This window comes from Allobosea sp. OAE752, from assembly GCF_050433265.1.
In the GTDB taxonomy this organism is placed as follows: Bacteria; Pseudomonadota; Alphaproteobacteria; order Rhizobiales; family Beijerinckiaceae; genus Allobosea; species Allobosea spartocytisi.
In genome coordinates, this window is record NZ_JBNPXO010000010.1 from 133,304 (window position 1) to 155,266 (window position 21,963).

At 62.4% G+C, this 21,963-nt stretch carries 23 protein-coding genes; 9 read left to right on the forward strand and 14 right to left on the reverse strand.

The annotated features are described in order from the left end of the window. Nucleotides 1–11 precede the first annotated feature (11 nt). Both GGC47_RS22470 and GGC47_RS22475 read left to right on the forward strand, forming a co-directional pair. The gene (locus GGC47_RS22470) at nt 12–620 is read left to right on the forward strand and encodes a TetR/AcrR family transcriptional regulator (protein ID WP_429069044.1); all 609 of its coding nucleotides are present in this window, start codon (nt 12–14) and stop codon (nt 618–620) included. 492 nt (nt 621–1,112) lie between these two features. Further along, the gene (locus GGC47_RS22475; protein ID WP_185747881.1) at nt 1,113–1,424 is read left to right on the forward strand and encodes a hypothetical protein; all 312 of its coding nucleotides are present in this window, start codon (nt 1,113–1,115) and stop codon (nt 1,422–1,424) included. A 234-nt stretch (nt 1,425–1,658) separates the two neighbouring features. Here GGC47_RS22475 and htpG read toward each other — a convergent pair whose 3' ends face one another. The 5 genes from htpG to groES all read right to left on the reverse strand — a co-directional run bounded on the left by htpG (nt 1,659) and on the right by groES (nt 6,275). Then, complete coding sequence (htpG, locus tag GGC47_RS22480) at nt 1,659–3,542, reverse strand: molecular chaperone HtpG (protein WP_429068855.1); 1,884 nt, start codon at nt 3,540–3,542, stop codon at nt 1,659–1,661. Nucleotides 3,543–3,661: 119 nt separating this feature from the next. Continuing rightward, the gene (locus GGC47_RS22485; protein ID WP_429068857.1) at nt 3,662–3,928 is read right to left on the reverse strand and encodes a hypothetical protein; all 267 of its coding nucleotides are present in this window, start codon (nt 3,926–3,928) and stop codon (nt 3,662–3,664) included. A gap of 61 nt (nt 3,929–3,989) precedes the next feature. Further along, the gene (locus GGC47_RS22490) at nt 3,990–4,205 is read right to left on the reverse strand and encodes a hypothetical protein (protein WP_429068858.1); all 216 of its coding nucleotides are present in this window, start codon (nt 4,203–4,205) and stop codon (nt 3,990–3,992) included. Nucleotides 4,206–4,278: 73 nt separating this feature from the next. Further along, nucleotides 4,279–5,904: a chaperonin GroEL gene (gene groL, locus GGC47_RS22495; RefSeq protein ID WP_429068860.1), complete on the reverse strand. Its 1,626-nt coding sequence runs from the start codon at nt 5,902–5,904 to the stop codon at nt 4,279–4,281. 56 nt (nt 5,905–5,960) lie between these two features. Further along, nucleotides 5,961–6,275 (reverse strand): co-chaperone GroES, encoded by a 315-nt coding sequence (groES, locus tag GGC47_RS22500; protein WP_112765056.1) that lies wholly within the window; start codon nt 6,273–6,275, stop codon nt 5,961–5,963. Between the two features lie 262 nt (nt 6,276–6,537). On the opposite strand from groES, the gene GGC47_RS22505 reads away from it, so the two are divergent. After that, complete coding sequence (locus tag GGC47_RS22505; protein WP_092156555.1) at nt 6,538–6,807, forward strand: usg protein; 270 nt, start codon at nt 6,538–6,540, stop codon at nt 6,805–6,807. 96 nt (nt 6,808–6,903) lie between these two features. Here the strand turns inward: GGC47_RS22505 and GGC47_RS22510 are convergent, their stop codons facing one another. Next, nucleotides 6,904–7,239 (reverse strand): hypothetical protein, encoded by a 336-nt coding sequence (locus GGC47_RS22510; protein WP_429068862.1) that lies wholly within the window; start codon nt 7,237–7,239, stop codon nt 6,904–6,906. A 179-nt stretch (nt 7,240–7,418) separates the two neighbouring features. On the opposite strand from GGC47_RS22510, the gene GGC47_RS22515 reads away from it, so the two are divergent. Genes GGC47_RS22515 through GGC47_RS22525 form a run of 3 tightly spaced genes read left to right on the forward strand, consistent with a single transcriptional unit; the run spans nt 7,419 to nt 12,275 of the window. Further along, a complete protein-coding gene (locus GGC47_RS22515) occupies nt 7,419–9,368 on the forward strand; it encodes a PrkA family serine protein kinase (RefSeq protein ID WP_429068864.1) in 1,950 nt (649 codons plus the stop codon). Nucleotides 9,369–9,388: 20 nt separating this feature from the next. Further along, nucleotides 9,389–10,705, forward strand: coding sequence for a YeaH/YhbH family protein (locus GGC47_RS22520; protein ID WP_429068865.1), 1,317 nt, complete (start codon nt 9,389–9,391; stop codon nt 10,703–10,705). Nucleotides 10,706–10,718: 13 nt separating this feature from the next. Next, nucleotides 10,719–12,275, forward strand: a complete 1,557-nt coding sequence (locus GGC47_RS22525) for a SpoVR family protein (protein ID WP_429068866.1) — start codon at nt 10,719–10,721, stop codon at nt 12,273–12,275. Between the two features lie 535 nt (nt 12,276–12,810). Here GGC47_RS22525 and GGC47_RS22530 read toward each other — a convergent pair. The 3 genes from GGC47_RS22530 to GGC47_RS22540 all read right to left on the reverse strand — a co-directional run bounded on the left by GGC47_RS22530 (nt 12,811) and on the right by GGC47_RS22540 (nt 14,656). Beyond that, nucleotides 12,811–13,401, reverse strand: coding sequence for an acyloxyacyl hydrolase (locus tag GGC47_RS22530; RefSeq protein ID WP_429068867.1), 591 nt, complete (start codon nt 13,399–13,401; stop codon nt 12,811–12,813). 86 nt (nt 13,402–13,487) lie between these two features. Continuing rightward, entirely contained in the window at nt 13,488–13,754 is a 267-nt protein-coding gene (locus GGC47_RS22535; protein ID WP_429068868.1) for a hypothetical protein, read from the reverse strand. After that, complete coding sequence (locus GGC47_RS22540) at nt 13,754–14,656, reverse strand: hypothetical protein (protein ID WP_429068869.1); 903 nt, start codon at nt 14,654–14,656, stop codon at nt 13,754–13,756. The genes GGC47_RS22535 and GGC47_RS22540 overlap by 1 nt, the downstream gene beginning before the upstream one ends. A gap of 790 nt (nt 14,657–15,446) precedes the next feature. On the opposite strand from GGC47_RS22540, the gene GGC47_RS22545 reads away from it, so the two are divergent. Further along, nucleotides 15,447–15,692 carry a hypothetical protein gene (locus GGC47_RS22545; protein WP_429068870.1) on the forward strand — a complete coding sequence of 82 codons (246 nt, stop codon included), beginning with the start codon at nt 15,447–15,449 and terminating at the stop codon, nt 15,690–15,692. Nucleotides 15,693–16,324: 632 nt separating this feature from the next. On the opposite strand, the gene GGC47_RS22550 is transcribed toward GGC47_RS22545, so the two are convergent. Then, complete coding sequence (locus GGC47_RS22550) at nt 16,325–17,140, reverse strand: oxidoreductase (protein WP_429068872.1); 816 nt, start codon at nt 17,138–17,140, stop codon at nt 16,325–16,327. Nucleotides 17,141–17,217: 77 nt separating this feature from the next. On the opposite strand from GGC47_RS22550, the gene GGC47_RS22555 reads away from it, so the two are divergent. Continuing rightward, nucleotides 17,218–17,610, forward strand: a complete 393-nt coding sequence (locus GGC47_RS22555) for a MerR family transcriptional regulator (RefSeq protein WP_429068873.1) — start codon at nt 17,218–17,220, stop codon at nt 17,608–17,610. 50 nt (nt 17,611–17,660) lie between these two features. On the opposite strand, the gene GGC47_RS22560 is transcribed toward GGC47_RS22555, so the two are convergent. The 3 genes from GGC47_RS22560 to GGC47_RS22570 are packed head-to-tail and all read right to left on the reverse strand — an operon-like array spanning nt 17,661 to nt 20,404. Beyond that, on the reverse strand, nt 17,661–18,629 hold the full coding sequence (locus tag GGC47_RS22560; protein WP_429068875.1) for a quinone oxidoreductase family protein: 969 nt from the start codon (nt 18,627–18,629) through the stop codon (nt 17,661–17,663). 56 nt (nt 18,630–18,685) lie between these two features. Further along, complete coding sequence (locus GGC47_RS22565; RefSeq protein WP_429068876.1) at nt 18,686–19,288, reverse strand: TetR/AcrR family transcriptional regulator; 603 nt, start codon at nt 19,286–19,288, stop codon at nt 18,686–18,688. Between the two features lie 27 nt (nt 19,289–19,315). Continuing rightward, a complete protein-coding gene (locus tag GGC47_RS22570) occupies nt 19,316–20,404 on the reverse strand; it encodes an alkene reductase (RefSeq protein ID WP_429068877.1) in 1,089 nt (362 codons plus the stop codon). A gap of 91 nt (nt 20,405–20,495) precedes the next feature. Here GGC47_RS22570 and GGC47_RS22575 point away from each other — a divergent pair, with 91 nt between their 5' ends. Continuing rightward, nucleotides 20,496–20,849 (forward strand): winged helix-turn-helix transcriptional regulator, encoded by a 354-nt coding sequence (locus tag GGC47_RS22575; RefSeq protein WP_429068879.1) that lies wholly within the window; start codon nt 20,496–20,498, stop codon nt 20,847–20,849. Between the two features lie 7 nt (nt 20,850–20,856). Here GGC47_RS22575 and GGC47_RS22580 read toward each other — a convergent pair whose 3' ends face one another. After that, complete coding sequence (locus tag GGC47_RS22580) at nt 20,857–21,921, reverse strand: aldo/keto reductase (protein WP_429068881.1); 1,065 nt, start codon at nt 21,919–21,921, stop codon at nt 20,857–20,859. Nucleotides 21,922–21,963 lie beyond the last annotated feature (42 nt).

Genomic DNA, 21,963 nt, shown 5'->3' on the forward strand with positions numbered 1-21,963 from the left:
TGTCGACAGCGATGAAGGACGAGCCCGCCAGCACCGGGCGCAAGCCCCGCGCGGACGCCGCTCGCAATCGCGAACGGTTGCTCCAAGCCGCTCGCGAGGTCTTCGGCACCGGGCGCGCCGAAGCGAGCCTGGAGGCGGTTGCGCGACAGGCTGGCGTTGGAATCGGCACGCTCTATCGGCACTTTCCGACCCGCGAGGCCTTGTTCGAAGCGGTTTACCGTCACGAGGTCGATCAGCTCGCCGCGCTGGCCGGGACGTTGGCGAAGGAGGCCGGACCGGTCGAAGCCTTGCGGCAATGGCTGCAGGCACAGGTCCAGCTGGTCGCGACCAAGAAGGGGATGCTCGCGGCCCTGGCGCTGGCGGCGCACGCACCCGCCGACCTCTACGCCTATTCTTTCGAGCGGCTGACGGCTGCCATCGGGACCCTTCTGAACCGGGCGGTGGAAGCGGGTGAGTTGCGCTCCGATGTTAGCGCGGAGGAGATTCTGCGCGCGCTGATCGGCATGTGCTACCTGCACGATAAGCCGGGATGGCAGGCCACGGTCGTGCGCCTCGCCAATATATTCGTCGACGGCCTTTTGGTCCCTGGGGTTCGCCCTGTCGATAGCAGCAAGGCGTAACGAGGGCTGTTCTCAAACCTCGACCGCCATTGTCTCGAATTCTTTACAAGGAGCGTATAGGTGGCGCCGACTTTGGTGCTCCGGCCTAGAGTCCACAGGTCGGGCGGTTGACGACCCAGCTGGGCGCTGCCGCCCTGCTTGTCGCGCTTGCGGATGGCCTGTTCTACGGACACCGCCTCGGCATCTCGTTGGCGCTTTTCCTTGCCGTTCTCGCCGGGGCCTCTGCATGCCTCAACAGGGTCCGGGCCCAGCCTGCACGGCGTTGGCGCGCCACTATCATACTGACAGCCGGCTTGCTCCCGGTCGTCAAGGACTTGAACTGGCTTTCGGTGACGATCGCCCTGCTGGCGACCGCCGTTTGCGCGCGAACACTGATCGAGGCACGGAATCTGCGTTGGCAGGAGCATCTGCGGGCGGCGCTGCGCCTCCCATTTTCGGGAGTCTTTCGCCTATTGGGCGACCTGTCGCGTGCTAGTCGCTACAGAATGCGACGTGGACAACGCACGGGAATCCTGGCGGGATTGCTCGGTTGGACCGTGCCGCTTCACGCTGTTCGTCCAGGCAAATCCGCTGCTGGAGAGCTGGCTTAGCCGGATCGACATCGTCGCGATCCAGCAGACCGGCGCGATCTTCTACACAATACGGGTTTCCGTCCTGGCAGAGGAATATGCGCGCCTCGCGCCCCCGCGGGTCACCGCCGGCATGCAGGCCGACGTCTTCGTCCAGACCGAAGACCGCACGCCGTTCGAATACATCGTCAAGCCGCTCAGGGATCAGATCGCCAAGGCGTTCCGGGAGAGGTGAGATTGGCGTCTCAAGGTCGCGTCGACCGGAACTCGGACTTGGCAGTGATGTGCGCCACGGCCGGACATGAGTCGCTTGCCTGGAAGCGGACATCCCGCTTTGGCCGGCCGAATGGCCATTCCCGATCCAGCGTGAGACATTTTGGCCGACGCGTCAGACGGGTAGGGATTGACTCGAAGCGACCCCCTGGAGGCACCGTCGCCGCACCGCCGACGTGCTCCTAGGCTTCGTCGTTCAGCTGTCGCCTAAGCTTCTCGTTACGAGCCGATTCAGCCTCTCAGCGAATGCGTTTGCATCTGTCGGGCGCTCGCCATCCAAGACGCGGGCGGTATCCAAGAGAAGATGGGCGAGGTCGCTCCGCAGCGCCTGATCTTCGGCAGACGCGATGGCTGAGATCATCGCATGACGCGGGTTGACCTCGAGGATCGGCTTGGCCGCGCTGTCGACGCGCCCCGCGGCGCTGAGCAAGCGTTCGAACTGGCGATCCGGCCCCTTGTCTGACGCAACAAGGCAGACCGCGCTCTCGGTCAGCCGGTCGGAGGAGCGGACATCCGCAACCTCGTCGGCCAAGATCTCCTTCATCGAAGCGAGCAGGGCGTTGATTGTCTCACTCGTTTCAGCGGCAGGAGGCGCCGCACCGTCGAGCAGCGGGATGAGACCGAGATCAGCCGTCCCTTGCGTCACCGACTTGAACGGCTTGCCTTCGAAATCCGGCGCTGCCGAGGCCCAGAAGCTGTCGATCGGATCCGACAGCAGCAAAACCTCGATGCCGCGCGCCCGGAAGCCTTCAAGCTGCGGGGAGCTGGCGATCCGGGAGGCATCGGCGCCGGCGATGTAATAGATCGCGGTCTGGTTTTCCTTCAGCGCGCCGACATAGTCCTTGAGACTGCGCCAACCCTCGCCGGAGGCGGTCGTCCGGAAGCGAGCGAGGCCGAGCAGCTGTTCCCGGCGCGCGAAATCCTCGTAGAGCCCTTCCTTGATGACGACACCGAAATTGTCCCAGATCAGTCGGAACGTGTCCGGATCCTGTTCGGCGAGCTTCGCGAGGTCGGAAAGCACCCGGTTGGTGACGCCCTTCTTGATCGCGCCGAGCAGCGGGCTGTCCTGGATCATCTCGCGGGAGACGTTGAGCGGCAGGTCGGCGGTGTCGACGATGCCACGGACGAAGCGCAGGTAGCGCGGAAGGAGCTCCGCCTCGTCCGTGATGAAAACGCGCTTCACGTAGAGCTTGATCCGGCCCTTGCGATCGGCGTCGAAAAGGTCGAACGGACGCGCGCCCGGGATGAAGGCGAGCGCGGTATATTCGTGCAGGCCTTCAGCGCGAAAATGGATCGTGGCGGCCGGCTCGTCATATTGCCCCGCGACGCTGCGATAGAAATCGGCGTATTCGTCCTTGGTGATCTCGCTCTTCGGCTTGGTCCAGAGCGCGGCCCCGTCGGAGAGGGCGACCGCGTCGGCTCCCGGCTCTGTGATCAGCGAAATCGGCACCGGCACATGACCGGACTGCTCCTTGACGATGCGCTCCAGGGTCCAGCGCTCGGCATAGGACTTGGCGTCCTCCAGCAGATGAAGCGTCACGCGCGTCCCACGTGCGGGAGCCTCATCCAGGGGCGATGGCGCCACCGAGAACTCGCCCTTGCCGTCCGAGGACCAGGTCCAGGCTTCCGTGCTACCGGCGCGACGGCTGACGACCTCGACCTTCGCGGCGACCATGAAGGCGGAATAGAAACCGACGCCGAACTGGCCGATGAGCTGCGCGCCGTCCTTGCCGTCGGCCGTCGCGACCCGCTCCATGAAGCTGCGCGTGCCGGAGCGGGCGATCGTGCCGAGGGCCTCGATCATCTCGTCATGGCTCATGCCGATGCCGTTATCGGCAATGGTCAGCTTGCCGGCTTCCGGATCGGCCGAGATGGTGATCGCAAGCTTCGGCTCTTCTCCCAGAAGCTCGGGCTTGCCGATCGCCTCGTAGCGCAGCTTCTCGCAAGCGTCGGCTGCGTTCGAGATCAGCTCGCGCAGGAAGACGTCCCGGTCGGAATAGACCGAATGCACCATCATGTGCAGCAGGCGGGAGACGTCGGCTTCGAAGCTGCGATGCTCGGCTGTGGCGGTCGTTGTCATTCGGAATTCTCGAAGAGAGGGGCAACAGGGAGGCCCTGGCAAAGAGCGATAACCTGCTGAAACGTGACGAGCTAGCCCGTCTGCGCCGGGATCGAGGGCAACTCTTGGAAAAACGGTGCTCATCCGCTGCCTGTGGCTTGTCGATTGGATAGCGTCCTGATCAGAGCGAGGATCGCATTCAACCGCGCGGTCGCGAACTCGCCCGCGCCGGACAATTGGGCCTCGACATGGGCGGCGACGCTCTGCCACGTTGCCGATCCATCCCGTGTCATGACGGCCAAAAGATTGTCCTTGAGCCCATATGTCGCGCTTTCGGCGTTGGTGATGAGCGCCTTGAAGCGGTCGGAAGGTGAGAGGTGCTGCGGTTCGTGCGGGCCATCGGTCATGTCGGATGCCGAATAGGATGGAGATGGACTGAATGGAGGAGTTTTTCCCGGATCCTCTCGCTTAGGCCTTCTCGCGAAACCGATCGATCGCACGCTGTGCCAGATCATCCTCGTCGAGCGCCAGGGGGACCAGCGAGGCCACGATATAGGCGAGGTTGTTCCGCTCCCGTTCGTCTGCGCCTTCCGGAAGCGACGGCTTGAGCTCCGCCCATGCCCTTTCGAGAGCAGCCTCGGCGCGGGCCAAGTCGATGGGATCGGTCAGCGATGAAAACGGCATGGCTTCCTTCGGGATGCCTAGGCAATTACGGCGTCGGGGGAGGGCGCCGCGAGGCCGCGGCGCCCTCGTTTTCTCAATAGTCCATGCCGCCGGCCGGCATGGCGGGCACCGGATCCTTCTTCGGCGCCTCGGCGATCATCGCCTCGGTGGTGATCAGCAGGCCTGCGACGGACGCCGCATCCTGGATCGCCGTGCGGACGACCTTGGTCGGGTCGATGATGCCGGCCTTGACCAGATCGCCATACTCGCCGGTCTGGGCGTTGTAGCCGTAGGTGTAGTCCTTCGACTCGAGCAGCTTGCCGACCACGACCGCGCCATCGCCGCCGGCATTCTCGACGATCTGGCGGGCAGGCGCGGTGATTGCCTTGCGGACGATCTCGACGCCGGTCTTCTGGTCGTCATTGCCGGGCACAAGCCCTTCGAGCGCCTTGACCGCGCGCAGCAGGGCGACGCCGCCGCCCGGCAGGATGCCTTCTTCCACCGCAGCGCGGGTGGCGTTCAGGGCGTCGTCGACGCGGTCCTTCTTCTCCTTGACCTCGACCTCGGTCGCGCCGCCGACGCGGATGACCGCGACGCCGCCGGCGAGCTTGGCCAGGCGCTCCTGGAGCTTCTCGCGGTCGTAGTCCGAAGTCGTATCCTCGATCTGGGCCTTGATCTGGGCGACCCGGGCGTCGATCTCGGTCTTCTTGCCGGCGCCGTCGACGATGGTGGTGTTCTCCTTCTCGATCCGGACCTTCTTGGCGCGGCCGAGCATGTCGAGGGTGACGGTCTCCAGCTTGAGGCCGAGATCCTCGCTGATCGCGGTGCCGCCGGTGAGGATCGCGATGTCCTCGAGCATGGCCTTGCGGCGGTCGCCGAAGCCCGGCGCCTTGACGGCCGCAATCTTGAGCCCGCCCCGGAGCTTGTTGACGACGAGCGTGGCGAGAGCCTCGCCCTCGACATCCTCCGCCACGATCAGCAGCGGCTTTCCGGTCTGCACCACCGCTTCCAGCAGCGGCAGCATCGCCTGGAGGCCGGAGAGTTTCTTCTCGTGGATCAGGATGTAGGGGTCTTCGAGCTCCGCGACCATCTTCTCGGTGTTGGTCACGAAATAGGGCGAGAGATAGCCGCGGTCGAACTGCATGCCCTCGACGACATCAAGCTCGGTCTCGGCGGTCTTGGCTTCCTCGACGGTGATGACCCCCTCGTTGCCGACCTTCTTCATCGCCTCGGCGATCATCTCGCCGATCGTGCGGTCGCCATTGGCGGAGATGGTGCCGACCTGCGCGACCTCCTCCGAGCCGGTGATTGTCTTGGAATGCTCGCCGAGCGACTTCGTCACCGCCTCGACGGCGAGATCGATGCCGCGCTTCAGATCCATCGGGTTGATGCCGGCGGCCACCGCCTTGGCGCCCTCGCGGACGATCGCCTGGGCGAGCACGGTCGCGGTCGTGGTGCCGTCGCCCGCCGCATCGTTCTGTTTCGACGCCACTTCGCGCACCATCTGGGCGCCCATGTTCTCGAACTTGTCGGAAAGCTCGATCTCCTTGGCGACGGTGACGCCGTCCTTGGTGATGCGGGGCGCACCGAACGACTTCTCGATCACGACGTTTCGGCCCTTCGGACCGAGCGTGACCTTCACGGCATTCGCCAGCGTATCGACGCCGCGCAGCATCCGCTCGCGCGCGTCCTGCGAAAACTTCACGTCCTTCGCAGCCATGATTCCTCACTCCTTCAGACTTGAGGTTTCAGGTTGGTGGTTTGGAAGAGGCCCCGTCAGGCGGCCTTCTTGAGGGCGGCAGTCGTCTCGACGACGCCCATGATGTCGGACTCCTTCATGATCAGAAGGTCCTGGCCATCGATCTTGACCTCGGTGCCGCTCCATTTGCCGAAGAGCACGCGGTCGCCGACCTTGACGTCGGGCGGCACCAGCTTGCCGGTCTCGTCGCGCGCGCCGGCGCCGACGGCGACGACCTCGCCCTCCTGCGGCTTTTCCTTGGCGGTGTCGGGGATGATGATCCCGCCCTTGGTCTTCTCCTCGGCGTCGATGCGCTTCACGACGACGCGGTCATGCAGTGGCCGAAACTTCATGAGTTCCTCCAATTTCCATGTCGGTCACATGTCAAAGCGGGCTGGCCCTGTGCGGGTCTCGCGGCGAGGTTCCGCGCAGCCCTAAGGCGCCGCGCCCGCGCGATGATTTGGGTTGCCCCATTTTTGCCTTCAAGAGGCTGGCAGCACTTTTTTTGACTGAGTGCTAACGGGTTGAACAGGCAGCACAAACGCAACCTTTCAGCTTGCCAGGACGTTGGAAATTCGCTGCCATCGGCGCAGTGAAACCAGGGAGCTGAAAGGAATGGCTTCGACCGACTTCGCCCGCCAGATCGCCGGCTACGGATTGACCACCGCCGGAATCCTCTACCGCCTGCCCGACCACCCTTCGATCCTGCAGGAATACATCTGGCAGGATTACGATCTCGCCCCGCGCTTCCCCGAGCTCAACAAGTTCCTCGCCTTCTGGCAGGCCAAGCTCGACGGCAAGCTGTTCCGTATCACCGTGGCTCACAAGGACCTGATCGGACCCGCCGACCTCAGTGCGGTCAGCGGCGAATTCCGGCTCCAGTAAATCGCAATCGACGTCCGGTTACCCAACGCGGCGGTGATCACCCCATGGTCCCGCCTGCTCGGCGCGAAACGAGGCTGTGCCGGCCGGACGGACGAGTCAGCCCGCCGCGTCGTCTCCGAACGGCTCCAGCAGGGCGACGAACTCGGCGACACGGCCTGAAGGTAGCGGGCGGCCTGCGTTGATCAGAGCGTCGTCCGCATTGATCCAGGCCCAGGTCTCCGCAAGCTCCTCCAGGGCAGTCCCCATCTCGGCGATCAGCATCGGATCGACCGGGCCGAGAATGGCTGCGATTTCGTCCGGACTCATGCGATTCTCCATGGCCGGATGTTTCGGATCGTACGTCGTGGGGCCCGTTTGCTTCCGGAACTTCCTAGGAGCCTGCGGCGGCGACTCTGTGCCGCCGGCCCGCCCGCCGACGATCGCATCAGTCATGGCCTACATGTTCCTGGCCGACTGAGGAAAAACGATGCCGCAGGGGCGCATCTTTCAAACGGCTGAGCACTTCCGCTTACTGATCGCGAAAATGCCATCACAAAGGAACTCGCGAAGAGATCATCGGTTAAATCTGCTGTGCTGTCGCCGACAGTTCCAATGGATGCTGGATGGCTGCCATGACTGACAAAACCGGCGAGATTTTCCGTTTATTTTTTGACGATTACAGTAGTTATTCCCAAGAGGAGATGAGTCTGCAGGAATATCTGCTGGGCTGCCGCGAAGACAAGTCGATGTACGCCTCTGCTGCGGAGCGGATGGTCAACGCGATTGGGACGCCAAAATTATTCGATACGAGCCAGGACGAACGCCTGGGCCGCATCTTCGCCAACAGGACGATAAAGATTTATCCTGCCTTCGCCGATTTCTTTGGCATGGAGGATACGATCGAGCGTATCGCCGGCTACTTCCGCTATGCCTCGCAAGGGTTGGAGGAGCGCAAGCAGATTCTCTATCTCCTTGGCCCGGTCGGCGGTGGCAAGTCATCGCTCGCCGAACGGCTGAAGAAGCTGATGGAGGAGCGTCCCTTCTATACGCTCAAGGTCGGCGGACAAATCAGCCCCGTCTTCGAATCGCCGCTCGGCCTGTTCCGGCCGGACCGCATGGGCGATCTCTTCGAGGACAAGTACGGGATCGCGCGCCGACGCCTGACCGGGTTGATCTCTCCCTGGACTGCGAAGCGGCTCGATGAAGTCTCCGGCGACATCTCCCAGTTCAGCGTCGTCAAGCTGATGCCCTCGCGCCTGCGCCAGGTCGGCATCGCCAAGACTGAGCCGGGCGATGAGAACAACCAGGACGTCTCGACACTCGTCGGCAAGGTCGATATCCGCCAGCTTGAGAATTTCAGCCAGTCGGACCCGGACGCCTATTCCTATAGCGGTGGCCTGAACCGGACGACGCAAGGGCTGCTCGAATTCGTCGAGATGTTCAAGGCACCGATCAAAGTGCTGCACCCGTTGCTGACCGCGACCCAGGAGGGCAGCTATAACGGCACCGAGAATTTCGGGGGCTTCCCCTATCAAGGCATTGTGCTCGCCCATTCCAACGAGTCGGAATGGCTGCAGTTCAAGAACAACCGCAACAACGAGGCCTTCCTCGACCGCATCCTGGTGGTCAAGGTGCCGTATTGCCTGCGCGTCACCGAAGAACGGCAGATCTACGAGAAGCTGCTGCGCGAAAGCGAGCTGGCCGACAGTCCCTGCGCACCCGAGGTGCTCGACATCCTCAGCCGCTTCTCGGTCTCGACGCGGCTCGCCGAGCACGAGAATTCGCCGCTCTATACCAAGATGCGCGTCTATGACGGCGAAAACCTCAAGGAGCTCGATCCCAAGGCCAAGGCCATCCAGGAATATCGCGACGCCGCCGGCATCGACGAGGGCATGACCGGCGTCAGTACGCGCTTTGCTTTCAAGATCCTGTCGCAGACCTTCAATTACGACACCGAGGAACTGGCCGCCGACCCGGTCCACCTGATGTACATCCTGGAAGGTGCGATCAAGCGCGAGCAGTTCCCCAAGGAGACGGAAGCGGCCTATCTCGACTTCATCAAGTCGGAGCTGGCAACGCGCTATGCCGAATTCATCGGCCACGAGATCCAGAAGGCCTATCTGGAATCCTATGGCGAATACGGCCAGAACCTGTTCGACCGCTACATCGCCTATGCCGATGCCTGGGTCGAGGACCAGGACTACAAGGACCCGGATACTGGCCAGATCCTGAACCGGCAGATCCTGGACAACGAATTGTCCCAGATCGAGAAGCCGGCCGGCATCGCCAATCCCAAGGATTTCCGCAACGAGGTCGTGAAGTTCACATTGCGCGCCCGGGCCAGAAACAACGGCCGCAACCCGTCCTGGACCAGCTACGAGAAGCTGCGCGAGGTGATCGAGAAGCGGATGTTCGGGCAGGTCGAGGACCTCCTGCCGATCATCAGCTTCGGCTCGAAGCAGGATAGCGTGACGGAGAAGCGGCACCAGGGCTTCGTGCAACGCATGGTCGAGCGTGGCTATACCGAGCGTCAGGTCCGGCGGCTCGTCGACTGGTATATGCGGGTCAACAAGGCGGGCTGACCGTCGGCCGGGAGCGCGCCATGCCGATCTTCATCGATCGTCGCCTGAACCCGAAGGACAAGAGCCTGGGCAATCGCCAGCGTTTTCTGCGCCGCGTGCGCACGGAGCTGAAGCGCAGCGTCCAAGACAATATTAGGACCGGCAAGATCGCCGATGTCGATCGCGAGCAGGCCATCTCCATGCCAGCGAATGGAACCGACGAGCCGCGCTTCCGCGAGGCGAAGGATAGCGGCCGCCGTCAGCATGTCCTGCCCGGGAACCAGCGCTTCTCTCCGGGGGATCAGTTGCCGAAGCCGGGGCAGGGCGGAGGCGGTTTGGGATCGTCGCCGGGATCTCAGGTTGCCGAGGATGATTTCCGCTTCGTGCTGTCGCGCGAGGAGGTGCTCGACCTGTTCTTCGAGGATCTCGAGCTGCCCGACATGGTCAAGCTCAACCTCAGGGAAATCCTGACCTACAAGCCGCGGCGGGCGGGCTATTCGGTGAGCGGGGCGCCGACCAATATCAGCATCGCCCGCACCATGCGCAACAGCCATGGCCGCCGCATTGCGCTGCGGCGCCCCAAGCGCGAGGACGTCGAGGCGATCCTGCGCGAGCTCGCCACGCTCGAAGCTGAGGAGGGGGTGGATCCCGGCGAACGCTATCGGCGCAGCAGCGCCCTGCGCGCGGAGCTCGTCCGGCTGGAGCGGCGGCGGCGGGTCATCGCCTTCGTCGATCCGGTCGATATCCGCTTCAACCGCTTCGACCCGCAGCCCCAACCGAATGCGAATGCAGTGATGTTCTGCCTGATGGACGTCTCGGGCTCGATGGGCGAACGCGAGAAGGACCTCGCCAAGCGCTTCTTCGTCCTGCTGCATCTGTTCCTGAAGCGGCGCTACGAGCGCACGGACATCGTCTTCATCCGCCACACGCACACGGCGCAGGAGGTGGACGAGGAGACGTTCTTCTACAGCACGCAGAGCGGTGGCACCGTCGTCTCCACGGCGCTGGAAGAGATGCAGAGCGTCATCGCCAAGCGCTACCCTAGCCGCGAATGGAACATCTACGCCGCACAGGCCTCGGACGGCGACAATCTCGCCACGGATTCCGAACGCTGCCTCAGCCTGATGGACGGCGAGATCATGCGGCTTTGCCAGTATTTCGCCTATGTCGAGATCATCGACGAGCGTGAGAGCGAGATCTTCGGCTCGACCAATAACGGCACATCGCTCTGGCGCGCCTATCATGCCGTCAAGGACCGGTGGCGAAATTTCGACATGAGTCGCATCGCCAAGGCGTCCGACATCTACCCGGTCTTTCGGCAGCTCTTCACCAAGCAGCCTTCTGTGCAGCGAGACTGAGGGGAGAGAGCCGATGCTCAAGCACGCGCCCGGACGCGGTCTGCTGTTCTCCGGGTCGGACTGGAATTTCCAGACATTGTCCCACGCTTACGACGCCATCGACATCGTGGCGAAGGAGGAGCTCGGACTCGATACCTACCCGGTCCAGATGGAAGTCATATCCTCGGAGCAGATGCTGGACGCCTATTCGTCGATCGGCATGCCGCTGATGTATCGGCACTGGTCGTTCGGGAAGCACTTCCTCTATCAGGAGCTGCTCTATCGCAAGGGCGGACGCGGGCTCGCCTACGAGCTCGTGATCAATTCGAACCCCTGCATCGTCTACCTGATGGAAGAGAACACCATGGCCCTGCAGGCCCTGGTGACGGCGCATGCCGCCTTCGGGCACAACCATTTCTTCAAGAACAACTATCTGTTCCGCCAATGGACCGATGCCGGCGCGATCTTGGGCTATCTGGATTTCGCTAAGAGCTACATCCAGCGCTGCGAGGAGCGGCACGGCGTCGCGGCGGTCGAAGCCATCCTCGATGCCGCCCATGCGCTGATGGAACAGGGCGTCTTTCGCTATCGCCGCCCGCCACGGCTGTCCTCGGAGAAGCAGCGCGAAGGGCTGCGCGAGCGGCTGGATTACGAGGAGCGCTCTTATAACGACCTCTGGCGCACGATTCCGCGCCAGGCGGCGGCCGGTAAGGCTGGCGACACACAGGACGTGGCTGCCGAGCGGAAGAAGGCGCTGAACCTGCCCGAGGAGAACCTGCTCTATTTCCTCGAGAAGAACAGCCTGATCCTGGAACCCTGGCAGCGTGAGATCCTGCGGATCGTCCGGGTGGTCGCGCAATATTTCTACCCGCAGCGTCAGACGCAGGTGATGAACGAAGGTTGCGCGACCTTCGTCCACTACACCCTCATGAACGCATTGTTCGACCAGGGACGGATCGGCGAGGGCGCCATGCTGGAAATCCTGCGCAATCATGCCAACGTAGTCCTGCAGCCCGGTTTCGATGACCCCCGTTTCTCGGGCATCAATCCCTATGCGCTCGGCTTCGATATGATGCGGGACGTCCAGCGCATTGCGACCGCGCCAACGGCAGAGGACCGCGACTGGTTTCCCGAGATCGCCGGCACTGGCGACTGGCGCGCCATCATGCTCGAGGCTTGGGCCAATCACCGCGACGAGTCCTTCATCCGCCAGTATCTGAGCCCGGCCCTGATCCGGAAATGGCGGCTGTTTGTGCTGTCGGACGTGGCGAGCGAACGCGTCTACAACGTCGCCTCGATCCACAACGAACGCGGCTACGAACAGATTCGGTCCACTCTGGCCGAGCGATATGATATCGGCGCAAGGCATCCGGATATTCAGGTCGTGGACGTAGACCTCCTCGGCCAGAGGCACTTGCGCCTCCAGCACAAGATCAATCGCGGCATCCTGGTAGAAAGCGACAGCTGCGATGCGGTGCTGAGCTATGTCCAGGCGCTGTGGGGCTATGAGGTCAGCCTGCAAGGGGTCGATGCGCAGACCGGGGCCACGGTCTATGAACGATCCGGCCGCGAAATCGTCAGTTCGTCGTAGTCCGTGTCCACCATCAGCGGACCAGGTCGCCAGAAGCGATCATTTAGAGGTCCATCGTCATCCTCGCGATGGTCATGGTCTCCGACAGAATATTGCTACCGCGCTGGGCCGCGTACATGGCCGCCATAACGCGCCGCCTCGTATCCAAGATGGCAAGGTCATGGACACGCGAGAACCGGGCCGGCCTCGATGCTTATGCCCGCCGCGTGGAGATCGCCCGGGAGGTCGCGAAGATCACCAATGATGCGCTCGCCCGTGCGAGTAAAACCACCCACGGCCGGATCAAAGTGCATGCCAATTCGGTTTTCCGGGCTCGATGCAGGGCGAGGCTACGACCGCTAGTATCGGAGCCGGTATCAAGCCTGGCCTCGTCGAAGTATCGCCCGGCAGACGGACAAGGCCAAGGCCCGCGAGAGAGTCAACCAAGCGGCGGGAGCGCCACCTTCGGGCTCCGCAACCAACCGCCGCCGTCGAAATTCAAACCGGGGTGGGAAGCGAGTGGTCTAGCCCGCGCGATGGCACTCTCATGCCGTCCTCAAAAGGAGTAGCCGACCCGCACGCCGTAGTTCGTCAGGCCTTGGTTGGCATGGCAGAGATTGGCGTTCGAAATGTGCTCCACGGTCGCCATGATCGACCAGTTCTCGTTAAAGCGGTAGCCAATCGAGCCGGTGCCTCGGATCAAAGGCGAGCAGCCCAGGCTCAATCGATCTGGCACGCGGAAGCGCCCGGTTTCACCGTTGTGGAAACCAGCACCGACGCTGCCCTCGATGAACACTTTCGCTGTAATGTCATAAGTCCAGGTGAAGCCAGCGTAGAACTCGCTGGTAGCGCCTGCGGTGTTCACCGTGGCGCCCAGATGCAGCCGCGGGACGAGGAACGCCATCAGCGGATCGGCTGGCATCAGCGGTTTCGAGAACAGGACCTCGCCATTTATATCGACCGAACCATCCTCGCGAGTCCCTAGCGCGTGGACAAACACACCGCCGCGGATCTCAGAGATCAGCGAGTGCGTCACGGCAGGTGGAGCGTAGGCTAGTGGGTTTGCGAGGTCGGCGGCGTCCGCTTCCAAAGCGATGCCAGTAGAGAAACATAGGCAAAAAGCGAGACAGGTCAGCAGACGGCTCATAGGAAGCGTTCCCAGCGAATCCCCAGCTAAGGTTATCTGAGGAAGTTCGGTTGGAAATCGTCGTCCATGATCAACTGCGCAAAATCTCAGGCGTGTTGCTTGGCTACCGCACCCTCATTGGCCGATGTGAGATCGCGTACTCGCCAGTCCGCGCGATCACTCCTTCGGTTTAGGCAGGCCGCAGCCACATAGGCATCAGAAGCGACCAGCGCCGCCTCAACGATCGGCCGAACAAAAAGCTCACAGGTCGCGGCGCCATTCCTCGCTGGATTGCTCTGCCGCTTTTTGCGGGTCTGCTCATAAAAGGCTTTTGCAGCCGCCTCAACGGCAGCCCGAGTTCGATCGTCGTTCATCAGCTTGCCCCCGCGGTGTAAAGCGCCTGCATTAGGCTTTTGGCCTGATCCAGCGTTCCCGTGGCGATATAGGCATTGAAGGAATTCTCTCCCTGTGCAAGGGGCACCATGCTTCCACGGACAGCCCATTTAGAGCAATCGCCGCAGGTCGGGAAATGCGTCAGCGTGAACCGGGTGACCTTGCTACCGGTGTTCGCATGGCTTGTGACCGCATATGCGCCCATCGCCGCGGCGCCGTCGCTCGTCGATATGATGACGCCGCCTCTGCCACTGGCTGGAAACCACTGGTACTCTTCACCGTTGCACCAGTTCAGTCCGCTGGTGACCTCCGCGAACACATTATTGGCGACATCGAACGTCCAGAACCTGTTGAACTGGCTATTCAGGTAGGCAGTCGGCACCTCAACATCGAAGGCGGTGATCGAGGCTGCGAGGGCGAAGACCGTTCGATACTGCGCGACCTGAGACAGGCCGTTCCAGCCCAGCGTCAGATCCTTTCCAATCTGGCTGCCGTGGTAGAGCCGGACCGAGTTGATGTCCTTATCGAGCGGAGTTTGCGGCAGGAGGAAATCGAGCGGGACGGCCCTCGTCTGCTGAACGCCGCCGGAGACGTTGGCGAGAACGCAGGGCGCGCCGTGGCGATAGAGCAAAGGGTCAGATCCGGAGGTAAACACGTCCCCGGCCTCGATGGGATTGAACGTAGGAGCCGCTCCCTCAACTCCGCCCGCATCGTTGAAGAAGATGTCTGCCTGCAGGTAGCGGCCGTAGTCAGCCGTGTTGATGAACTCGATGTTGTTCCACCGCCAGGACGCCACAGCGCCGCCAGCGACGAGATCCGACTGCACGTTGAGCCCGCCACCCGATACCGCCTGCAGCGCCGTCGGGTTGGTTCGGTAGCGCATAACCCAAAGGCGCCCAGGCTACCCTCGTCGGTGTAGCCCGCGATCCCCGTACCAGCGGCACCGGTCGCATGGTCCGACGTTAGGAAACGATGTATGGCGGTCAGACCTGGAAGAGCCGAGCCGGATATCAACGGATAGCCCAACACACCTTCAATGGTGTACCCAGCCTCGCCAGCCTGCAACGAGGCCATGTGGTCCGGTCCATTCGACAACCGGTAGAGCGCGGCAGTCGCCGGCAACCCCGACGGCGAGTTCGGGACGTAGAAGTTCTGACCCAATCCGGGGAAGTTCTGATACTCGGCATATTGCCCCGTGGTCATATAGTCGTTGCCGCCAGGGTTCGCTTCCAGCAGCACGTTCCAGCGTGACGAGGGTAGGGCGTTAGACGGCGAGTCAGCCATAGAAACCTCCAGGACGCCGCGAATCTAACGGGCGTGACGCGGGCGCAATAGCAACGGTAGTGCAATTTAAGGTTGAACCATGGCAGTGGGCAGATCGAGACTATCAATGCCCAGTCAGAGGTCTGCATTCCGATGGCCCCACCTGCGGTTGAGAGCTCGTTCACGTGCCAATCCTCTCTAATCGACGGCACGAACGCTTCGCCCAAGGACTAGCCCAAGGAGATGCAGCGTGTGACGCCTATGTCGCTGCTGGATAGCGAAAGTCGATCCGCTGCGTCGCGGTGGACGATACGCCGCCAGCGAGCTCGGCCCAAGCGGTCGGGCTTTGTCGTTTTCGCAGGAACAACGAGAAGGGCGCTCGGTTGGCATAGCATTCGGAGGAATGCGCCATGGCCAAGGAACAACCTGAATCGCTCGCGACCTTCGCCGCTACCGCCAGGAACGAAGGCAGGAAGCCGAAAGACATCGGGCTTGAGGCCACTCCTGAGACGGAGGGATTGCCGACTGATCCAAAGAAGAAAGCCGACGCCGCTACAAAGGTGCTGCGGGAGGGCGTTCTTCATAAGGATCAGGGAGCCGAGGAAGCGGTCGATGCCCTGCCGGATCGCACGCGAGATGTTAAACGGCCACGGTAAATCCGTTTCGCAACTCACGGTTTCAAGGTTCGACGAGGCGAGTTAACGCATCCCCGCGTGCGAGGATGGGCCTGCTCCCTGCGAGCTGCCAATCGATCCCACGCCACCCGGCATGAATAATCATGCTTGATCGTGCTTTACCGTGACGCATCATGCTTCTCAGTGGGCTCCCGTGATCGACCGTCCACAACTATCCCGCCCGATGCCCCACGGGCATTCTGAAACACGATCGGTCACGCCTCGACTTGAATTGCCTCTGAAATGAGGGACTTGCCAATTTACTCCGTCCGGCCGCACCGTTGTTCCGACGGGTGGTAAAACGCAAAGCGTACCCCGCCAGCCCAAGCCCGCCGCATGTTGTGAACAGAGAGCCCTTTTCCTTCTCCCTTTCCCTTCACAAGTGCGGCAATTTTCTCCTGTTTCTGCAGTCTTTGACAGCCCTCTTAGCGCCGTGCGGCGGCTCGCAACACCCTTGCGATTAGTAGAAGGGACGATTTCGAACCTTGTCGCCTAGTCTGCGGCCAAGATCGAGCGAGATGTACGCTATCTCATGGCGACGTGACAAAATCTCATCTCCCCGATCTCCCGGTTCACTGCATCTCCTCGTAAATAAAACTCATAGAACTTTGACCTTATCGAAACGCCAACATCACCAAGCGGTCGAACAGCCTGTCGGACAGGTGCCGCCGTAAAAGCAGCAGGGGACGCGCCATCAATCCCCCGCTGTAGCGCGTAGCGGGGCGCCGGGCTTGAAGCGCGCGCACAACCAAATCCGTTACCACACTCGGTGGAGGCAGCTTTCGGCCCTGCATCTTCCGGAACTTGGCAACCATTTCGGCGTAGGCGCCGTGTCCGGAGTGTCGCTGCGCACCCTCGCCGGCGATCCCTTCCCATTCGGAGGCAATTCCACCCGGCTCGATCACGATCACGTCGATTCCAAACTGCCGGACCTCGTTGCGGAGCGCATCAGAGTAACCTTCGAGAGCGAACTTCGAGGCGTGATACCAACCTCCCAAAGGCAGTGCGAACTTGCCGCCAACCGAGGAGATGTTGACGATCTTCCCGGACTTGCGCGCCCTCATATGCGGAAGGCACAGTTGCACCAAGCGGGCGGGGCCGAGGAGGTTGGTCTCCATCTGCCGGCGTGCTTCGGCGATCGGCACGTCTTCGAGCGCGCCGTATTCGCCATACCCAGCGCCGTTGATCAAAACGTCGATCCGGCACTGCTCTCGTAGAATTCGACCAATTACTGCGACCATCGAAGCGTCGTCGGTCACATCAAGCGCGACCGATATGCCGCCTGCGGCTTCCATATCGGCCATCCGCTCGATCCGGCGAGCCGCACCATAAACGATATGGCCTTCCTTGATGAGGCGAAGGGCAATGTCCTTGCCCATGCCCGACGAAGCGCCCGTGACGAGGGCGACTGGCTTCGAACTGCTACTCATGTCTTGTCACACCTGGCATTTTCAACGAGTGACACATCAGGTAATCTGTGGGGAAACCCCACAGTCAAGAGGCGCGCATGATGCTCATCAACGAAGTGGCCAAGATCGCCGGTATGTCGAAGGACGGCATCCGCCACTATGAGGAGATGGGCCTGATCGCCTCGACCCCGAGACAGGCGGGGAGCAAGGTCTATCGTGACTATGACCCTGCGGTCCTGGAAACGATCGAGAATGTCCGCCAAGCCCAACAACTGGGGTTTTCCCTCAAGGAGATCGCCCCCCTTCTGAAGACCTATGGAACTGCACGCCTGAGCCCGGAGCAGACAATCGAGTTTCTCGAAGCGCGGCTGGTTGTCGTTCGCGAGAAGCAGGCGGCGCTGCGCGAGGTCGAAACCTTCATTTGCGCCAAGCTCGCGCGGTTCAGGAACGCGAAAGCTGCCGAACCGGCTATCGCGCCCAAAGCACGTTAACCAGTTCGGCTCCAGCGTGGATGCTGCGGAGCGGCCCATAACGGACGATCTCACGCACGCAACAGGAGTTTGCCTGTGGTCTTGCGCGATTCAAGATCGGCGTGTGCCAAGGCGGCATCGGCCAACGGGTAGATATTGCTGATCGCGATCTTCAGCGCACCCGATCGAATCCACTCGAAGAGCTCTTCGGACCGTGCAAGCAGATTCTGGCGAGTGAGCAGCGAGTCCGAATACTTCGGGAAGCCGATCTTGATGCTGTTCTGCATCGCGGCGATGTTGATCGGCGGCGGCGCGCCGAGAACCGGCCCGAAATAAGCCAGCGTGCCGATAGGGCGAAGCGAGGCAAGAGAATCATCGAAGGTCGTCGCCCCCGATCCGTCGAAGACGACATTCACGCCGACGCCGCCCGTGAGTTCGCGGACCTGGTCCGCAAACTTGCCGTCTGAATCGACGATGACGTGATCGGCGCCCGCCGCCTTCGCTGCCTCGACCTTTTCGGCGCTCGAAACACGGGCGATCACGGATCCGCCGCGCATCTTGACGATCTGGGTCAACAGGCTGCCGACACCCCCCGCGGCCGCATGCACAAGCGCCACATCGCCGGATCGCGTTTCATAGAAACGGGTCGCAATGTGGCTCGCGGTGAGGCCCTGCATCATCGCGGCGGCGGCGATCTCGTCGCTGATCTCGGACGGCAAAGGCACCAAGGATGCGGCAGAAGTGATGAGCTGCTGCGTATAGCTTCCCTGCACATAGGGCCATGCGACGCGCTGGCCGACGGCCAGATCGCTGACTCCCTCGCCGAGCGTCAAGATCGTCCCCGCGCCTTCCACCCCCGGAACGAACGGCAAAGCCTGATCGCGCCACAGCATGCCTTTGCGGACGCCGATATCCATGAAGTTGACCCCCGCGTAGGCGACGCTGACCAAAACCTCTCCCGGACCGGGCTTTGCCTCCGCCCGGTTTTCCAGCTTTAACTCCTCGGGCCCACCATGCCGGCGAAGAACAATTGCACTCATCATCTCTTCCTTTCACTGCAACAGTTTGAACGATCGTTCAAAATAGTGGCAAAACTCTACCGCAACGCGCGCAGCGCAATCGACACCATGGCGCAAAGCCTCTCCGGCGAGGCGCCGCCGCGAGCGGCAAGTTTGATGGCGGACAGATTGCCGACGAGGAACCCGGCGGTCTCAACGGGATCGAGGTCGGCGGCGACGTCACCGGCGCCTTGCGCCTCCGCGATCCGCCTTGCGAGTTCACCGGTCAGCAGGGCATTCGATTTGCTCGTGATCTCCGTGACCTCGGGGCGTCCGCATCCAAATTCGCTGACCGAAGACAGGCCCAGGCAGGCCGGAGAACGATGGGCCGCCTCGGCGAAGGCCAGCAAGTGGGCCTGAATGCCGTCGATCGCCCGCCTCGCCTGCCGCACGACGGCAATCTGATCGCTGACACTCTGGATCGTGTAAGCGCGCAGTGCCGCCAGGTAGAGCTGCCATTTGTCCCCGAAGGTATCGTAGATGCTCTGCCGACCGATCCCCATCGCCTGCGTCAGCATCTGCGCCGAGGTGCCTTCGTAGCCATGCTGGGCGAAGGTGCTGATCGCTGCCTGAAGTGCGGCGTCCTGATCGAATGATTTTGTCCGGGGCATGGCCCTTGGTAACGTATTTGGAACGATCATTCAAGATCATCCCACATGACATGACCCTCACGCCGCGGCGCGAGGATAGGTCGTGTAGCCTTCGGAGCCACCGACATAGAGCGTCCCGTAGTCGACGTCGGCCAGCGGCAGACTGCCTTGCAGCCGCGATGGCAGGTCCGGATTGGCGATGAACGCACGACCGAACCCCGCCAGATCGGCCTCGCCGGCTGCTACCATGGCTGCGTAGTCGGCCGGCGCCAGGCTGCCATCGACAAGGACCGGGCCTCGCACTCGCTGTCGCAGCGATCGAAACAGCCCGGACGTGGCGAGGTCGGGGAAGTAGAAGTGTATGAACATCAGGCGGCCGCGCGCCGCGATCTCATCGAGAAGATGGCCGTAGGTGTCCTCCACCTGCTCCTCCTCGATCTCGTTGTTGGTCCAGCCGGGCGTAAGCTTGATCGCGACATAGTCCGGCCCCTTCACCGCGGTCACCGCATCGAGCACTTCGAGTGCCATGCGCGCCCGATTCTCCGGTGATCCGCCGTAGCGGTCGGTGCGCTTGTTCGCATTGGTCGAGAGGAACTGGTGGATCAGATAGCCGGCGTGGATTTCGACGCCGTCGAAGCCCGCGAAGGCGGCAAGCCGGGTTGCGTGGGCGAACTCGGCGGCGATCAAGGGCACCTCTTCGGTCTCGAGCGCACGCGGCTCGACGTAGGGCGTTACGCGGGGAATGTTGATGACGATCTGACGCGAGGTGCCGGGCACGGCGATCGGAGATGGCGCGACCGGCGGGATCGGGTGCGGCAGATACTGGAGATTGTTGACCCGTCCGACGTGATTGATCTGCAGAACAATCCGGCCGCCGCGCTCGTGGACCGCGTCGACCACCTTTTTCCAGGCGAGCGCATGCTCGGTCGTGTACATACCCGGCCCCGTCAGGAAGGACCGGCCGACCGCGCTGACGGACGTCGATTCGGTGATGATGAGGCCGGCATCGGCGCGCTGTCCGTAATATTCCGCCATCAATGCCGTCGGCGTGCCATCTGCTGCAGCCCGTGTCCGCGTCATGCCGACCATGACGATCCGGTTTGGAAGCACCAGGCTCCCGCCAAGCTTCAGCGGTTCAAAAAGAGAGGAAACAGGGGTTCGGCTCATCCGGCGATCTCCACGAAATGACGCGCTTTTCCGAATATCGCTTGCAGTAACCTATTTGCAAGAACGGACGGAAAAGTATAATACTCACCAAATGGTAACTGTAGACGATGCCCAGAGCCTTCAGCCCTCTCCCTGTTCGTCCGAACAGCTTGAAGCCGCCGTGCGTGTGCTGGAGGGCCGTTGGAAGGTACTGATCATCTTCCGGCTGTTCACCGCGCCAACGATGCGCTTCTCCGAGCTGCAACGTCAGATTCCCGGCATCTCGCAGAAAATGCTGATCCAGCAGCTCCGCAATCTGGAAGCCGATGGCATCGTGTCTCGCACGGTGTTCCCGGTCGTACCGCCAAAGGTCGAATACGCTTTGACGGCCGACGGTCGTGCACTTCAGCCCGCCTTGCAAGAGCTCCAGACATGGGCCGCCAGACGCGACGTCAAACCCGCCTGACCACCGCTCAAGGCCCCCAGCTTTCGAAGGGGAAAGGATGGCCGTTCGGCACGCGCGCCCTGGAGCGATAGGTCTGCATCCAGCCCGGATAGCGCGCGGATGTGCGGCTCACGGAATCGAGCTTAGCCAAATCCTCGGGCAAGAGCGTGAGGTCTGCCGCGCCGAGATTGTCCTCCAGTTGCGCAAGACGTTTCACCCCCGTGATCACGCTGGTGACCACTGGTTGGACAAGCAGCCAGGCGAGCGCGATCTGTGACGGGCTGGCGCCGGTCCGCGCCGCGATCTCGCGCAGGACATCGATGATCGCGAAGGTCTGCTCCTCATTGACCGGCGGGAACTGCGCCGATGCGCCCCGCACTTCGCGCCTTGAACCCTGTTCGGTCGCGCCATGACGATCGAACTTGCCCGAGAGCAGGCCGCCGGCCAGCGGGCTCCAGCACAGCAGCCCGAGCCCCTGGTCCATCGCCGCCGGCACGATCTCCGCTTCCACGTCACGACCGGCGAGCGAGTAATAGGCCTGCACCGTCACATAGCGCGCGATGTGCTCACGCGCCGATATGCCGAGCGCCTTCACGATCTGCCATGCCGCATGGTTCGAACAGCCGATGTAGCGGACCTTGCCCTGTCGCACGGCGTCGTCGAGCGATTGCAGCGTCTCTTCCAGCGGCGTGAACCGATCGAAGTTGTGGAGCTGATAAAGATCGATATGGTCGGTCTTCAGCCGGGCGAGGCTTGCTTCCAGGGCCTCCATAACATGGATGCGCGACTGCCCTACCTGGTTGGGGCCCGGTCCCATCCGGCCACTGACCTTGGTCGCGAGCACGATCTGTTTGCGTCGCGCGCCCAGCACCTCGCCGAGAAGGGCTTCCGAGGCGCCGGCGCCGTAGACGTCGGCTGTGTCGATGAAGTTCACGCCCGCATCGAGCGCCGCACCGATGATTGTGTCGGCCTCGCCGGCCGTCAGGCGGCCGACCGCGTCCGAAACCGGATTTGCCGTGCCGCCGAATGTCATCGCCCCAAGGCAGATGCGCGACACGAACGTGCCGGTATTCCCCAACTGCGCATATTGCATCGGCGACTTCTCCGTTCTGTTTTCGCGAAACAGAGCAGTAGC

Excerpts from the sequence above, each read along its gene's own strand:
- GGC47_RS22560 (WP_429068875.1), bottom strand. The coding sequence starts at position 18,629 with ATGAGTGCAATTGTTCTTCGCCGGCATGGTGGGCCCGAGGAGTTAAAG.
- GGC47_RS22490 (WP_429068858.1), bottom strand. The coding sequence starts at position 4,205 with ATGCCGTTTTCATCGCTGACCGATCCCATCGACTTGGCCCGCGCCGAG.
- GGC47_RS22580 (WP_429068881.1), bottom strand. The coding sequence starts at position 21,921 with ATGCAATATGCGCAGTTGGGGAATACCGGCACGTTCGTGTCGCGCATC.
- GGC47_RS22570 (WP_429068877.1), bottom strand. The coding sequence starts at position 20,404 with ATGAGCCGAACCCCTGTTTCCTCTCTTTTTGAACCGCTGAAGCTTGGC.
- GGC47_RS22470 (WP_429069044.1), top strand. The coding sequence starts at position 12 with ATGAAGGACGAGCCCGCCAGCACCGGGCGCAAGCCCCGCGCGGACGCC.
- GGC47_RS22510 (WP_429068862.1), bottom strand. The coding sequence starts at position 7,239 with ATGACTGATGCGATCGTCGGCGGGCGGGCCGGCGGCACAGAGTCGCCG.
- GGC47_RS22575 (WP_429068879.1), top strand. The coding sequence starts at position 20,496 with ATGGTAACTGTAGACGATGCCCAGAGCCTTCAGCCCTCTCCCTGTTCG.
- GGC47_RS22545 (WP_429068870.1), top strand. The coding sequence starts at position 15,447 with ATGGCCAAGGAACAACCTGAATCGCTCGCGACCTTCGCCGCTACCGCC.
- GGC47_RS22515 (WP_429068864.1), top strand. The coding sequence starts at position 7,419 with ATGACTGACAAAACCGGCGAGATTTTCCGTTTATTTTTTGACGATTAC.
- GGC47_RS22520 (WP_429068865.1), top strand. The coding sequence starts at position 9,389 with ATGCCGATCTTCATCGATCGTCGCCTGAACCCGAAGGACAAGAGCCTG.
- GGC47_RS22525 (WP_429068866.1), top strand. The coding sequence starts at position 10,719 with ATGCTCAAGCACGCGCCCGGACGCGGTCTGCTGTTCTCCGGGTCGGAC.
- GGC47_RS22485 (WP_429068857.1), bottom strand. The coding sequence starts at position 3,928 with ATGACCGATGGCCCGCACGAACCGCAGCACCTCTCACCTTCCGACCGC.
- GGC47_RS22540 (WP_429068869.1), bottom strand. The coding sequence starts at position 14,656 with ATGCGCTACCGAACCAACCCGACGGCGCTGCAGGCGGTATCGGGTGGC.
- GGC47_RS22550 (WP_429068872.1), bottom strand. The coding sequence starts at position 17,140 with ATGAGTAGCAGTTCGAAGCCAGTCGCCCTCGTCACGGGCGCTTCGTCG.
- GGC47_RS22505 (WP_092156555.1), top strand. The coding sequence starts at position 6,538 with ATGGCTTCGACCGACTTCGCCCGCCAGATCGCCGGCTACGGATTGACC.
- htpG (WP_429068855.1), bottom strand. The coding sequence starts at position 3,542 with ATGACAACGACCGCCACAGCCGAGCATCGCAGCTTCGAAGCCGACGTC.
- groL (WP_429068860.1), bottom strand. The coding sequence starts at position 5,904 with ATGGCTGCGAAGGACGTGAAGTTTTCGCAGGACGCGCGCGAGCGGATG.
- GGC47_RS22565 (WP_429068876.1), bottom strand. The coding sequence starts at position 19,288 with ATGATCGTTCCAAATACGTTACCAAGGGCCATGCCCCGGACAAAATCA.
- groES (WP_112765056.1), bottom strand. The coding sequence starts at position 6,275 with ATGAAGTTTCGGCCACTGCATGACCGCGTCGTCGTGAAGCGCATCGAC.
- GGC47_RS22530 (WP_429068867.1), bottom strand. The coding sequence starts at position 13,401 with ATGAGCCGTCTGCTGACCTGTCTCGCTTTTTGCCTATGTTTCTCTACT.
- GGC47_RS22555 (WP_429068873.1), top strand. The coding sequence starts at position 17,218 with ATGATGCTCATCAACGAAGTGGCCAAGATCGCCGGTATGTCGAAGGAC.
- GGC47_RS22535 (WP_429068868.1), bottom strand. The coding sequence starts at position 13,754 with ATGAACGACGATCGAACTCGGGCTGCCGTTGAGGCGGCTGCAAAAGCC.